General features: G+C 42.9%; 13 protein-coding genes. 9 read left to right on the top strand and 4 right to left on the bottom strand.

Features of this window, described 5'->3' with window-relative positions:
* Positions 1–134: 134 nt before the first annotated feature.
* The 4 genes from uxaC to VF500_RS05490 are packed head-to-tail and all read left to right on the top strand — an operon-like array spanning position 135 to position 4556.
* Positions 135–1535, top strand: coding sequence for a glucuronate isomerase (gene uxaC / locus VF500_RS05505; protein WP_330858713.1), 1401 nt, complete (start codon positions 135–137; stop codon positions 1533–1535).
* Positions 1536–2564 (top strand): sugar kinase, encoded by a 1029-nt coding sequence (locus VF500_RS05500; RefSeq protein ID WP_330858712.1) that lies wholly within the window; start codon positions 1536–1538, stop codon positions 2562–2564.
* Positions 2564–3226 (top strand): bifunctional 4-hydroxy-2-oxoglutarate aldolase/2-dehydro-3-deoxy-phosphogluconate aldolase, encoded by a 663-nt coding sequence (locus VF500_RS05495; RefSeq protein WP_330858711.1) that lies wholly within the window; start codon positions 2564–2566, stop codon positions 3224–3226. Before VF500_RS05500 ends, VF500_RS05495 begins: the two co-directional genes overlap by 1 nt.
* A gap of 19 nt (positions 3227–3245) precedes the next feature.
* A complete protein-coding gene (locus VF500_RS05490; protein ID WP_330858710.1) occupies positions 3246–4556 on the top strand; it encodes an MFS transporter in 1311 nt (436 codons plus the stop codon).
* A 52-nt stretch (positions 4557–4608) separates the two neighbouring features.
* Here VF500_RS05490 and VF500_RS05485 read toward each other — a convergent pair whose 3' ends face one another.
* Positions 4609–4848 (bottom strand): hypothetical protein, encoded by a 240-nt coding sequence (locus tag VF500_RS05485; RefSeq protein ID WP_330858709.1) that lies wholly within the window; start codon positions 4846–4848, stop codon positions 4609–4611.
* Between the two features lie 166 nt (positions 4849–5014).
* Between VF500_RS05485 and VF500_RS05480 the strand changes: the two genes are divergently transcribed.
* The 3 genes from VF500_RS05480 (at position 5015) to msrA (ending at position 6972) form a co-directional block, all read left to right on the top strand.
* Complete coding sequence (locus VF500_RS05480) at positions 5015–5950, top strand: MBL fold metallo-hydrolase (protein WP_330858708.1); 936 nt, start codon at positions 5015–5017, stop codon at positions 5948–5950.
* Between the two features lie 36 nt (positions 5951–5986).
* Positions 5987–6238: a DUF3820 family protein gene (locus VF500_RS05475; RefSeq protein ID WP_330858707.1), complete on the top strand. Its 252-nt coding sequence runs from the start codon at positions 5987–5989 to the stop codon at positions 6236–6238.
* A gap of 74 nt (positions 6239–6312) precedes the next feature.
* On the top strand, positions 6313–6972 hold the full coding sequence (gene msrA, locus VF500_RS05470; RefSeq protein WP_330858706.1) for a peptide-methionine (S)-S-oxide reductase MsrA: 660 nt from the start codon (positions 6313–6315) through the stop codon (positions 6970–6972).
* 87 nt (positions 6973–7059) lie between these two features.
* Here msrA and corA read toward each other — a convergent pair whose 3' ends face one another.
* Both corA and VF500_RS05460 read right to left on the bottom strand, forming a co-directional pair.
* Entirely contained in the window at positions 7060–8184 is a 1125-nt protein-coding gene (gene corA, locus VF500_RS05465) for a magnesium/cobalt transporter CorA (protein ID WP_330858705.1), read from the bottom strand.
* Entirely contained in the window at positions 8185–8817 is a 633-nt protein-coding gene (locus tag VF500_RS05460; protein WP_330858704.1) for a WbqC family protein, read from the bottom strand.
* Positions 8818–8831: 14 nt separating this feature from the next.
* Between VF500_RS05460 and VF500_RS05455 the strand changes: the two genes are divergently transcribed.
* On the top strand, positions 8832–9716 hold the full coding sequence (locus VF500_RS05455) for a lysophospholipid acyltransferase family protein (protein ID WP_330858703.1): 885 nt from the start codon (positions 8832–8834) through the stop codon (positions 9714–9716).
* On the top strand, positions 9713–10753 hold the full coding sequence (locus tag VF500_RS05450; RefSeq protein WP_330858702.1) for a glycosyltransferase family 2 protein: 1041 nt from the start codon (positions 9713–9715) through the stop codon (positions 10751–10753). The genes VF500_RS05455 and VF500_RS05450 overlap by 4 nt, the downstream gene beginning before the upstream one ends.
* Here VF500_RS05450 and VF500_RS05445 read toward each other — a convergent pair.
* On the bottom strand, positions 10725–13247 hold a 2523-nt coding region (locus tag VF500_RS05445), incomplete at its 5' end, for a mechanosensitive ion channel family protein (RefSeq protein WP_330858701.1). The two genes, VF500_RS05450 and VF500_RS05445, sit on opposite strands and share 29 nt — an antisense overlap.

Raw genomic sequence — 13247 nt, 5'->3', positions numbered from 1 at the left:
TACCTGCCAGCGAAAACGTTTGCGTGGATTGTTTAGGCTTATTACTTCCAACTTGCCTATATGATGTGTAATTTGCCGCTTACAAGTATAAACTACTATACCATTAACCCTGGTATACATCTGTTAAATAACCAATGAAGAATTTTTTAGATCAGGATTTCTTACTTCAAACTAAAACGGCGCAACGCTTATATCATGAGTTTGCGAGCCATCAGCCTATCATTGATTACCACTGCCACCTGCCGCCAGATCAGATTGCTGATGATATCAATTTCAAAAACATAACCCAGATCTGGCTCTATGGCGATCATTACAAATGGCGGGCTATGCGTGCAAATGGGGTTAATGAAGCTTATATCACCGGTAATAAAACCGATGAAGAAAAGTTTACGGCCTGGGCAGCAACTGTACCTTACACGTTAAGAAATCCGCTGTATCATTGGACACACCTGGAATTGCAGCGCTATTTTGGCATTGATGAATTGCTTTCGCCAGGGTCGGCACAAAATATATATGCCCAGTGCAATGAAAAACTTCAATCACCCGAGTTTAGCATCCGCAACATCCTGAAAAATAAAAATGTAGAGGTTGTGGGTACGACGGATGATCCGCTGGATAATCTTAGTTATCATCAAAAACTGAAACAGGACGCGTTCAGTGTAAAAATATTACCTGCATACCGCCCTGATAAAGCCATGAACGCCGATGATATTGCCGGGCTTAACAAATACATTGATCAGCTGGAAGCAGTATCAAACGCATCCATATCTAACATTGATGAATACCTTACAGCCCTAAAAGCAAGACATGATTACTTCGCCGAAAACGGATGCAAACTATCCGATCATGGCCTGGAGCAGATCTACGCTGAGGATTATACTGATGCTGAAATAGCTGCCATCTTCATTAAAATAAGAAACAATGAGGTACTGCTGCCATTAGAGATCCTGAAATTTAAATCGGCCATGTTGTATTACTTTGCCATTTGGGACCATGAAAAAGGCTGGGTACAACAATTTCACCTTGGTGCACTGCGCAATAATAATGCACGTGCATTAACCAATTTAGGCCCCGATACAGGCTGGGATTCTATTGGCGATTTTACACAGGGCAGGGCATTATCCAAATTCCTGAACAGGCTGGATACCACCAACCAGTTGGCCAAAACTATTATCTATAACCTTAACCCGGCCGATAATGAACTGTTTGCTACCATGGTGGGTAACTATAACGATGGTTCGGTTGCAGGTAAAATGCAGTTTGGTTCGGCCTGGTGGTTTTTGGATCAGAAAGATGGCATGATCAAGCAATTGAATGCTTTATCAAATATGGGTCTGCTGAGCCGTCTGGTAGGGATGCTTACAGATTCACGAAGCTTTATGTCGTTCCCGAGGCATGAGTATTTCCGTAGGCTGCTTTGTAACCTTTTGGGCGATGATATAGAGAACGGCGAATTACCAAATGATATTGAATGGACAGGAAAGATCGTGAGTGATATTTGCTATTTTAACGCCAAAAACTATTTCAATTTTTAAATGAGCAATATCGAAAATACAAAGGGAAGCATACTCTCATTTGGCGAGTTGTTATTACGGATGTGTCCCGATGGCGAGGGACAATGGCTTGCAGAAAATAAACTGCCATTTTTTATAGGCGGCGCTGAGCTTAATGTTGCCAATGCATTAGCTTTATGGGAGCAGCCGATAAAATACTTTACCGCTTTACCTGATAATGCTTTATCCGAACAGCTTATCAGTTACCTGGAAAGCAAAAACATTGATACGACGGCAATACACAAAAGCGGCAACAGGATAGGGCTTTATTACCTTACCCGCGGTAAAGATGTAAAGAACAATGCCATTGTATATGACCGTGCAGGTTCGGCTTTTGCCGATCTGAAACCGGGCATAGTTGATTGGGATATCGTTCTTGAAGGGGTAAGCTGGTTTCATTTCAGCGCGATATGCCCGGCTTTAAGCCAACAGGCTGCTGATGTTTGCGAAGAAGTTTTACAGGCAGCAAGCAGGAAACATATCACCATATCTGTTGATCTTAACTATCGCCCCAAATTGTGGCAGTATGGCAAAAAGCCAATCGAGATCATGCCAAAGCTGGTGCAATATGCAGATATTATTATGGGCAATGTTTGGGCAGAGGAAACCATGTTGGGTATTCCTGTTACGCCGGATATCCATGAATCGGGGCAGCAAAGCATTTACCTCAAAGAGGGACTTTATTCGTCTGAAAAGATTATGGATGCATACCCGCGTTGCCGGGCTGTAGCCAATACTTTCCGCTTTGATGCCGGTAAAGGTGTTGAATATTATACTTCGCTTTTTGCAGGCAACCGCTTTTATCATTCGCCAACATACACTACCGAAACCGTGGTTGATAAAGTAGGCAGTGGCGACTGTTTTATGGCCGGGCTTATTTACGGCTTTTATAACAAGCAGGATCCGCAGCAGTTATTGGATTTTGCCACGGCTGCCGCTTTTGAAAAGCTTTTTATTGAAGGTGATGCAACTACCAAAACAGTTGATGAAATTTATAATGCTATGAAATAATGAGTAAAAAAGATATAGTACTTGACGTAATATTAAAGCAAGGTACATTACCGCTGTTCTTTTATAAAGATCCGGAAGTGAGCCTGCAGATAACCCGTACACTTTATAAAGCCGGCATCCGGGTATTTGAATATACCAACCGTGGTGCGGCTGCCCTTGAAAATTTCAAAGTTTTAAAACAAGCCCTTGCCAACGGCGAAATGCCTGGTTTGGAATTGGGTATCGGCACCATCAAAAGTGTTCAGGAAGCTGAGGCTTTTATTGCCGCCGGGGCTGATTTTATCGTGTCACCGATTGTTAATCCCGAAGTAGGCAAAGTGGCAGCACAGCATAACTTGTTGTGGATTCCGGGGAGTATGACGCCAACCGAGATCTATTTAGCGCAGCAAAACGAAGCTGCTTTAATAAAAATATTCCCGGCCAATATATTGGGACCGGAGTTTGTATCATCTATCAGGGACCTGTTTGCGGGTCAGTTGTTCATGCCAACAGGTGGGGTTGACTTGAGCCATGACAGCATCAGTACCTGGTTTAAAGCCGGCGTATGCGCGGTGGGTATGGGCAGCAAGCTCATCAGCAAAAGCGTGTTGGAAAACCAGGAGTATGACAAGCTTTATAACGATACATTAAAGCTGCTGGAAATAGTACAAACCATTAAATAGCCTGTTAACCTAAATTATAATGAGAGAAGAAAAAGTTGGAAACTACCGCTGGGTGATCTGCTCGCTGGTGTTTTTTGCAACAACCGTTAATTACCTTGACCGGGCAGTGATCAGTTTGCTTAAATCAGACCTTACAAAGGAGTTTAAGTGGAACGATGGGGATTACGCCAATATTGAGATAGCGTTTAAAATAGCATATTCTATAGGTCTGCTGGCTGCCGGCCGGATCATTGACAAGATCGGCACCAAATTAGGATATTTCCTTTCAACGCTGTTATGGAGTATTTCGGCAGTATGCCATGCTTTTGTTGGTGGCACTTTTGGTTTCGGCGTAGTGCGCTCTGCATTGGGTATTAGTGAGGCGGGAAATTTCCCTGCTGCTATTAAAACCGTTGCTGAATGGTTTCCTAAGAAAGAAAGAGCATTTGCCACAGGTATCTTCAATTCCGGCGCAAACGTAGGTGCAATAGTTGCCCCCTTAACGGTTCCGTTTATCGCAGCTGCATGGGGGTGGCGCTGGGCCTTTATTATAACCGGATCTATAGGCTTTATATGGCTGGTGCTTTGGCAGGTGATTTACCGCGCACCTGCACAACACAGTAAGGTATCAAAAGCTGAGCTTGATTACATCAACAGTGACGATGACAGCCAAACCGAAACTCTGCAACCTATTGAGCAAAAGAAAATATCATGGGGCAAGCTGCTTTCCTTTAAGCAAACCTGGGCTTTTGTTATAGGCAAATTCCTTACCGACCCCATTTGGTGGTTTTACCTTTTTTGGTTACCCGATTTTTTGGAGAGCCAGTATAATTTAAAAGGTACAGCGATAGCTATCCCTGTTGCCTTGGTTTATACCATGTCTACCTTTGGCAGCGTTGGCGGTGGTTGGTTGCCCATGAACCTGATCAAAAATAACTGGCCGGTGTTTAAAGCCCGTAAAACGTCCATGTTTATTTATGCACTTGCAGTAATCCCCATCATATTTGCCCAAATTTTAGGTGGTGTTAATATGTGGCTTGCTGTAATTGTAATTGGCATAGCAGCATCGGCACACCAGGCCTGGAGCGCTAATATTTTCACTACCGTTTCAGATATGTTCCCTAAGCGGACCATTGGTTCGGTAACTGGCCTGGGTGGAATGTTCGGTTCTATCGGAGGTGTTTTCCTATCACTTGCCGTACAGAAAAACCTGTTTGTATATTACCGGTCAATCCATAAAATTGAGATTGCCTATTACATTATGTTTTTTGTTTGCGGCAGCGCTTACATCTTAGCCTGGCTCATCATGCACTTTTTAGTGCCCCGGATGAAACCAATTGAGTTAGACTAAACTGATTGAATTATTACGCAGAAAGCCGGGTCAAATGACCCGGCTTTCTTTTTTATAAAGAATGGCTTACTGCCTGTTCGGCAAGTTCATCTACCCAGCTTGAAAGGTAGGGCTCTGTGCCATCAAGCCTGATCCATTCGCCATCTTTATCCCTGGCTATTACCAAATGTAGTGTTTCATCTATTGACTTAAATTCATAGGCATTGGGGTAACCGGGACGGATTACCTGTTGCGCTATGCCGTCAATTTCACTATCGGTTCCTGTAAGTGTAGCATCAAATTGCTGTTCCATAATATTTACGATTTATTAACCTAACATGGCTTAGGTAACTTCTGTTTGCACTGACATTAGGTAGGCCGCTATATTATTTATTTTTAGGCTGATAAAATTGTTTTATAAATTTAACACAGCTAAAACTTTTAATATACGAGTTATGTTTTGTTAACAATTATAAACCATGAACAGAAGGCTCAGTACAAAATATTTCCAGGTATCGCAAAGGGTATGGGGAACCAAATTATTGTTCGTTAATATTTACATGATAGCAAACCGCCCCGGTGCTGCCAAGGGCTGGGTTTTGGTTGACACGGGGTTAAAAGGTTCGGCAGGCAAGATCATTGCCATGGCCGAAGAACTTTTTGGCCCGGGAACAAGACCGGCTGCTATTGTGCTTACGCATGGCCATGGCGATCACGCAGGGGGGCTTGAAGAGCTCTTGAAGATATGGAATGTACCCGTTTATGCTCACGCACTTGAATTACCTTATTTAACCGACCTGTCATCATATCCTCCGGCCGATCCTTCATTCAGTGATGGGGTGATGAGCCTGCTGTCGGTATTTTTCCCTACAGCGCCTATAAACCTCGGCACTAAAGTAAGGGCAATCGATATGGAAGAAGGGATCCCTGAACTGCCCGAATGGAAGGTCATTCACACACCTGGCCATACGCCGGGGCATATTTCGCTGTTTCTGCCAATAAATTCAACACTTGTGGTTGGCGATGCTTTTTCAACTACGAAGGCTGAATCAGCTTTGTATTCCTTTAGTTCGCTTAAGAAGTTAACCGGCCCGCCCCGATATTTCACTACCGACTGGGAAGCAGCAGCCGAATCTGTCCGCAGGCTTACCGCACTTGAGCCACGCGCAGTAGCAGCTGGTCATGGTTCGGTAATGCGCGGCCGTGAGCTTCATGACGAACTGCATGAGCTGGCAGATAATTTCGAGCAGCTGGCAGTACCCGCAAAGGGCCGTTATGTAGGCCACCCGGCCATTGCCGATGAAATGGGTGTAAAATATATCCCTCCTTATGTAAGCAGCGGGATATTAAAGGCAAGTATCGGCGTAGCTGCGGCACTGGCAACATTTTTTATTATCCGGGGATTACAGGAATAAAGAAGAATCCCGCCGGTTTGTGCTTACCTTTACCAAGTGGAAAATTTAAAACCAGACCCTAAAATACTCATCAATATTGTACAAACCAGGATGCCTTACGGTAAATATAAAGGTACTATCATAGCCGATATTCCCGTATCATACCTGGAGTGGATGTCCGGCAAGGGCTTTACTAAAGATAAAATGGGGATGTTGTTATCAACCACATTCGAGATCAAAACTAATGGCCTTGGCGAGATCCTTTTTATGGTAAAGAAGTCGCTCATGCAACAGGGAAACCGGCGTTAATCTTGTTTACACGACGATGACCATCTGCCTGACTTAGGATGGCGTATATAATGAACTAAATAGTTATATCAATTATGAAAAAGTTGATCTTATATACGGCGGGAATATTCCTGTTTTTAAGCAGTTGTGCCGATGGGCAAGGTTCAAAAAATGGCGATGATTTTGCAGCTTTACCTGCGCCAAAAACGGGGGAGGCCATAGCAACTTTCGCGGGAGGTTGTTTCTGGAGTATGAGTGAAGCAATGTCTGAACTAAAAGGCGTTAACAAAGTGATTTCAGGATATGCCGGTGGTACTACTAAAAATCCCACCTATAGGGAAGTAAGCTCGCAAAACACCAATCATGCTGAAACTGTGCAGATCTATTACGATCCAAAGGTGATCAGTTTTGATAAAATAGCCGAGGCATTCTTCTTTGCGCATGACCCAACCACACTCAACCGTCAGGGCCCTGATGAAGGTACCGATTACCGTTCTATCGCCTTTTATCGTAATGAAGCAGAAAAAAATACAATTGAGGCCACTATTAAGAAAGTAAATGAGTCAAAGCATTATGCCGATCCAATAGTTACCCAAGTAGTGCCCTTTAAAGTATTTTACCCTGCCGAGAACTATCACCAGGGATATTATCGGTCACATCCCGATCAGCCCTATATCGTAGGAGTATCAGAACCGAAAGTAATGAAGTTCAGGAAAGCGATGAAAGCTGATCTCAAGCCGGAGTTTGCCCGATAATAAATAAGAGGAACGTTGCATTCAGCGATGTTCCTCTTATTTATTAGTGTTGTCGATACCCCCCCCTTTAGGGGGCTGGGGGGCGACCTATAATCTGTTAAACCAGCCCTTTTTCCAAAATACAAACACCTGCACTAAAGCTATCAAAAGCATAAACACAATGGCATAAACATATCCGTGAGGCCAGTAAAGCTCAGGCATATTATCAGGCATCAGGTGTCCTTTATCATCTTGCCTCGAAAAATTCATCCCGTAAATACCTGCTATAAAAGTAAGCGGAATAAAAATCACTGAAATAATGGTGAGCACTTTCATGATCTCGTTCATGCGGTTGCTTACCATAGACAGGTATAGGTCGATTATGCTTGATGTTACTTCCTTATAATTCTCAATAAGGTCCATAGCCTGGATGCAGTGATCGTAGGCATCGCGCAAAAATAATTTTACTTCCGGCGTTATCAGCGGACTATCAGAGCGGATCATGTCATTGATCTTATCCCGCTCGGGCCAGCTTGCACGGCGTACAACAATAAGCGTACGTTTTAGCTGCTGGGCATCAAACATAATGGTTTTATCGGCGCTGAGGTAAAGTTTATCTTCAAGCGCGTCCAGATGATCTCCAATCTCAGCTAATAAAACAAAATAGGTATCAATTATAGTGTCGGTAAGCGCGTAGCACATATAACCCGGTCCGGCTGTGCGGATAGCCCCTTTTCCGGCTTTTAAACGGGCTTTTACGGCATCAAAGCGTTCAGTATGATCTTCCTCAAAGCTAACGATAATATTATCCTTTATAATAGCCGAAAACTGGCAGTTAATGATCTCGTTATCCTTATTGAATTGAACTATCCGGCTGGTGCAAAACGCATAATCCTCATATTCATCAAACTTAGGGCGCTGATGGGTATTGGCAATATCCTCCAAAACCAGTGAATTGATATTACAATGTGCGCCAATCTGCTCGATCAGGTCGGCATCACCCAAACCATTTATTTTGATCCAATGGGTATGGTTATCGCATTTGCTCAGCTGTTTCAATGCTGTTTTTATATCCTTGCCCTCGCAGGTTACCAGCTCATCTTTGTTATACGAGTAAACGGATATAATGGGCTTCAGGGCATCATCGGGGATATTGATAGTCCCCGGTCTGTCGCCTACATTACCTGCATGTTTATGTTTTTTAAGGCGTAAACGTTTTAAGCTTCCGTTCATCTACAAATAGTTTATTGTTTGCGGCCCCTGGTTAAACAGCAAGTCAATGATGCTTAGGTTTTTCATAAAACCACGGCGGTCTTCAAACACCTGGAAATAGGGTTTCTGCTGTATTTCGCTTTCCTTTTTTGGATGGATAGAAAACCGAAAATCATGCTGGTTAGGATATTCGGCCTGGTATTCATCCGTAAAGTTTAATTCCGTTTTTATTTTGGTGAGCTTAAGCAGCAGGTTCAAAAGCTCCTGGTTATAATCAAATAAGTAGGTAATTTGTTTTTCATAAAACGGTGCAAAATCATCTTCATAAAACTCAAAATAGGCTGAACGGCGATAACAAGCCTGTAGGCTTTGCCAGTGCAGGCGCTGCCACATAAAATCGTAGCTGATTTTTACGTCTTTAACTTTAGTGTGATTTTTTGAACCTTTAATTACCGGCACTACCAATGCCAGCACACCATCGGGCGAATAGATATTAGCCCGGTTGCGATAAGTTTGTTTAGGAAAATGCTCTTCTCTTTCTATCAGTATATCAGGCTTGTACGTATTTAGTTGTACAAAATAATCTACCGGCGGAAGATAAAACATAGGTAATACAGCGCCTTTTTCAATCATATATTTTATGTTTGTGCTCAAAATCGGCTAAAATAATGATAAAAAAGGGCTTTACTAAGTTTGGTATATTAATTTTATACCTCATATCGTTGCTCCCCTTTTGGTTTTTATACATTTTATCCGATATCTCGTTCGTAATTATTTACCACATTGTTCATTATCGCCGCGATGTGGTACAGCAAAACCTGCGCAACGCCTTTCCCGAAAAAACAGATCAGGAGCGCCATGATATCGAACGCAAATACTATCGCTACCTGTCCGACCTGATGGTGGAAACCATTAAAATGATCACCGTATCAGAAAAACAGATTCAGAAAAGGGTAGTAGCTACCAACTCCGAGCTCGTTTTTGAATACTTTGCTAAAGGTAAGAGTATTATCGCAGTTGCGGGTCATTATTGTAACTGGGAAATGGCTGCCCTGAATTTTAATTTTGTTACCGATAAAAGGTTCATGATAGTTTATAAAAACTTGTCAAATAAAACATTCGACGAATTTTTTATTAAAATACGGTCGCGATTTGGCGGGCAACCGGTAGCCATGAAGCAAACACTGCGCAAAATGGTCGAATATCGTAAGGAGCTTACCGTAAGTGTATTGGTAGGCGACCAAACACCGGTAATGCATGAGGTAAACTATTTTACTGATTTTTTAAACCAGCCCACAGCCGTATTTTTGGGGATTGAAAAAATTGCCAAAACAATTGACGCTGCTGTTGTTTTTTACGACATGAAACGGGTAAAGCGTGGATATTATGAATACACCCTGATACCGCTTACCGAAACACCAAAAGAAACTGCCGAACACGAAATAACAGATATGCACGTGAAGTACCTTGAGGGGATGATCAGAAGAGAACCGCAATATTGGTTATGGTCGCACCGGAGATGGAAGTTTAAGCCGGAGGATTTACATAGATGACCCATACACCTAAAGTTGCTGTAGTTATTTTAAACTGGAACGGCGTAAAGTACCTTAAACAATTTCTTCCTTCGGTATTATCATCTACATATCCCAACCTGGAGATTGTGATGGGCGATAATGCCTCGTCAGATGACTCTGTGGCATTTATGCGCGAGAGCTATCCATCGGTAAGGATCATTCAAAATGATAAAAACTACGGCTTTACAGGCGGCTATAACCGGGTACTGGCCCAGGTTGATGCCGACTATTATATCCTCCTTAACTCAGATGTAGAAGTTACCCCCGGATGGATTGAGCCTGTGATTGAACTGATGGAAAGCGACAGTTTAATTGCTGCTGCTGCACCCAAGATCAGGTCGTACGCGCAAAAAGATTATTTCGAACACGCTGGTGCTGCCGGTGGCTTCATTGATAAGCATGGTTATCCATTTTGTCGCGGCAGGATCTTTTACGAACTGGAAAAGGATAATGGGCAATACGAGCAATCGGGTGAGGTATTCTGGGCGTCAGGAGCATCGCTCTTCATTAAAAAAAGTATCTGGGATGAAGCAGGCGGCTTTGACGAAAGTTTTTTTGCCCACATGGAAGAGATCGACCTTTGCTGGCGCTTAAAAAACATGGGGTATAAAGTGATGTATTGCGCGCAATCAACCATTTTCCATGTTGGTGGAGGTACGTTAAATGCTGAAAATCCTTTTAAAACTTATCTCAACTTCAGGAACAACCTGCTGCTGATAAAAAAGAACCTTCCTTTTGGAAGGGCTTTTTGGGTGATCTGTATCCGTTTTATGATGGATCTGCTTGCCCTGCTCAGGTTTTTAATGGAAGGCAAGCGCAAAGATGCCTGGGCGGTAAGCCGGGCGCATCAAAGCTTTGTGCTGAGCCTGTTTAAGAAAAGCCCGAAAGTCTGGAAGTCCGAAAGTCTGGAAGTCATGAAACAAAATACCACTGGCATATACAGGGGCAGTATAGTTTGGGATTTCTTTGTGAAAAAGAAGATCCATTTTACTGATCTTGATCCTTCGGAGTTTTAGTATCGTCTGTATCCTGTTCCGTTTCTTCGGCTTCGTTTAGGCCTGGCGCTTCTATTTTAATAGGAGGCAAGCCTTTAGGCCATATTACCCGTACATCCTGCTGGCGGAACGGTATGTCGATACCTTCTTTAGCGAAAGCATCATAAATATCGGCCAATACACGGCTTTTCAATGAGAGCCATGTTGAAATATCCGCAGCCCAAAAGAACAGCCTGAAATCAACCGAACTTTCGCTCAGGCTGTGCAGGAATACGGATGGAGCGGGTTGTGGCATGATATCATCATGATTGTTCAGCATGTTTAATAGTAATGCTTTAACCTGCTCAATATTAGAGCCATACGCTACCCCAATAATCAGTTCAACGCGGCGGTTGTTATTGCTTAGCGTCCAGTTGATTACGTGGTGCGAAATCAGGTCGCCGTTAGGAATGATCACTTCGGCACCATCAGCGGTGGCTATTTTACTGGCACGGATCCCGATATCCATAATAGTACCCGAACGACTATCAACTTCGATGATATCGCCAACCTGGATAGGTTTTTCAAATGCAAGTATCAAGCCCGATACCAGGTTGTTTACAATATTCTGTAAACCGAAACCGATACCTATACCAAAGGCACTGATAATGATGGTAATTTTATCAATAGGCACGCCCGAAGCAGCAACCGCTAAAAAGAATCCTAATGCTATTACCCCGATGCGGATCAGCAGGGTAGAAGTGCGGTTCTTTTTCTTGGCTACGTCAATATCATTGGCATGTTTGGCAGCAATATCGTAAAGGTAACTGATGATCTTTGACGCGATAGACGAAAGCCAGATCACCGCCACAAAAATGATCACACTTTGAAACGTGAATTGGGTAGTGGTACCGCCTATGCTGCGGTTCTTGGTCAGGAAATCGCCCAAGAAATCAAATACCATATCTTCAATATTCAGGTTTTGGGTAAGCATCACCAGCCACAGCAAGACTGCCAGGATACTCAATACACTTCTGAATTTATTTTGAAGCAGTTTGTAGTCAATGAAAGAAGTAAGGTTATTGCTCTTTTTACCGGCTTCCAGTTGCAGAAACAAGGCTTCCATAATGATATGCACAATGTAATACAAAGCGAGAGAAAGCCAGAGATTATACACCACACTAACACCAATGATCTTAGCCAAACTCACCCTGCCAAAAACATTGCATAAAAAAGAAGCTCCCTGAAAAAAGATGAAAACCTTAAGTATAAAGCCTGTATACGGTAAGTAATCATCCTTAGCTTTACGCACTTTTGATAAAAACCTGAAGCTTATTACCGATGCAGCCAGACTTAAAATCAGGATTGCTACCCTGTCGATATTGGTTACTTGGATATAAAGGTTGCTCAGGCTATAAACAATGGTAATGCCAAACAACTGTAGCACGTAACGGAACATAATAGCCGGGCAAGCCTTTTTTACCAGGTAAAGCAAGGCTATCATCAGCACCAGTAAAAACATTTCCAAAACTACTACCGGTGGATGATCATAAAAGTTAGGCAGCAGCGTAAACGTTAAAATTAGTGATGATGCAAACGGGTGGTTTACAACATAATTAGCCTGGTTAAATACGCTTTCGGGCGTATCATTATCCCGTAAGATCCTTCGGCGACTGGCACGTACCCAGGCAAAAAACGCGAATAACACCACTAAGCCACCAAGATGGATGAGGATATCCCGGCCAATAAAAAAGCTGAAAAGCTTGGCGTTCATATCGGCGGTGGCTTTTGTAGCCGGGCCAAAATCATTGCCTTCGTCGGCATTCATGTTCCAGATGTTGCTATACTCCTGCGACATCGCCCGGATACTGAAATCCCTGATCTTGGTATCGATCTGGTCTTTAAGGTCAAGTATAGTAATATAAACAGCCGAAGTTCGGTTTTGCAGAAGCCCTACCTTTACCATCACTTTTTTGTTGGTGGTGTCAAGCCGGTGATATTTGCTATCGATAGCTATTTTCTGGATGAGATAAGTAGTAGCCAGCGAGCTATCGGCAGGCAGGATCTTTAAAACACTATCACGTGAAATTGCATCAAGATCATTTTGATTTTGAACAAGTTTACTATTGATATCGGCAAGTTGCTCCTGCCACAGATCAAGCTGATCATCACTGCGCGTGAGCACATCCCTGATGGTATACAAATACCTTAGCGTACTTGATTTATCATTATCGATAAGCGATTTGATGAGGGTAACCCGCTTTTCAAACGACGGCAGCTTGGTACTGATATCGACAGTATCTAATTTTTTTGAAAGATTGCTTTTGATCTGGTTAAATGCAGATGTATAATATTCAACCTTTTGCAGCAGGTTATTTACCGATGTGTCCGAGCGTTTAAGCGCCCGCATCATCGAATCGCGCGAAAGGATGGAGGCACGCAGTGAATCCCTTACCGAGTGAGTTTTTTTCTTTTTGGTTTGGGCAAATGTATTAACACTGGAAAACAGCGTAACAAAAAGTAAACTTAGTGCGGC

This window comes from Mucilaginibacter sp. (genome assembly GCF_036383575.1).
Lineage (GTDB): Bacteria > Bacteroidota > Bacteroidia > Sphingobacteriales > Sphingobacteriaceae > Mucilaginibacter.
Note: the sequence above shows the minus strand (reverse complement) of the source record. Positions and strands in the feature narration are given on the sequence as shown.

What these genes read in the sequence shown, in the direction of transcription:
- corA (WP_330858705.1), bottom strand. Translation starts at nt 8,184, where the DNA reads ATGAACGGAAGCTTAAAACGTTTACGCCTTAAAAAACATAAACATGCA.
- VF500_RS05500 (WP_330858712.1), top strand. Translation starts at nt 1,536, where the DNA reads ATGAGCAATATCGAAAATACAAAGGGAAGCATACTCTCATTTGGCGAG.
- uxaC (WP_330858713.1), top strand. Translation starts at nt 135, where the DNA reads ATGAAGAATTTTTTAGATCAGGATTTCTTACTTCAAACTAAAACGGCG.
- VF500_RS05490 (WP_330858710.1), top strand. Translation starts at nt 3,246, where the DNA reads ATGAGAGAAGAAAAAGTTGGAAACTACCGCTGGGTGATCTGCTCGCTG.
- VF500_RS05480 (WP_330858708.1), top strand. Translation starts at nt 5,015, where the DNA reads ATGAACAGAAGGCTCAGTACAAAATATTTCCAGGTATCGCAAAGGGTA.
- msrA (WP_330858706.1), top strand. Translation starts at nt 6,313, where the DNA reads ATGAAAAAGTTGATCTTATATACGGCGGGAATATTCCTGTTTTTAAGC.
- VF500_RS05485 (WP_330858709.1), bottom strand. Translation starts at nt 4,848, where the DNA reads ATGGAACAGCAATTTGATGCTACACTTACAGGAACCGATAGTGAAATT.
- VF500_RS05450 (WP_330858702.1), top strand. Translation starts at nt 9,713, where the DNA reads ATGACCCATACACCTAAAGTTGCTGTAGTTATTTTAAACTGGAACGGC.
- VF500_RS05495 (WP_330858711.1), top strand. Translation starts at nt 2,564, where the DNA reads ATGAGTAAAAAAGATATAGTACTTGACGTAATATTAAAGCAAGGTACA.
- VF500_RS05455 (WP_330858703.1), top strand. Translation starts at nt 8,832, where the DNA reads ATGATAAAAAAGGGCTTTACTAAGTTTGGTATATTAATTTTATACCTC.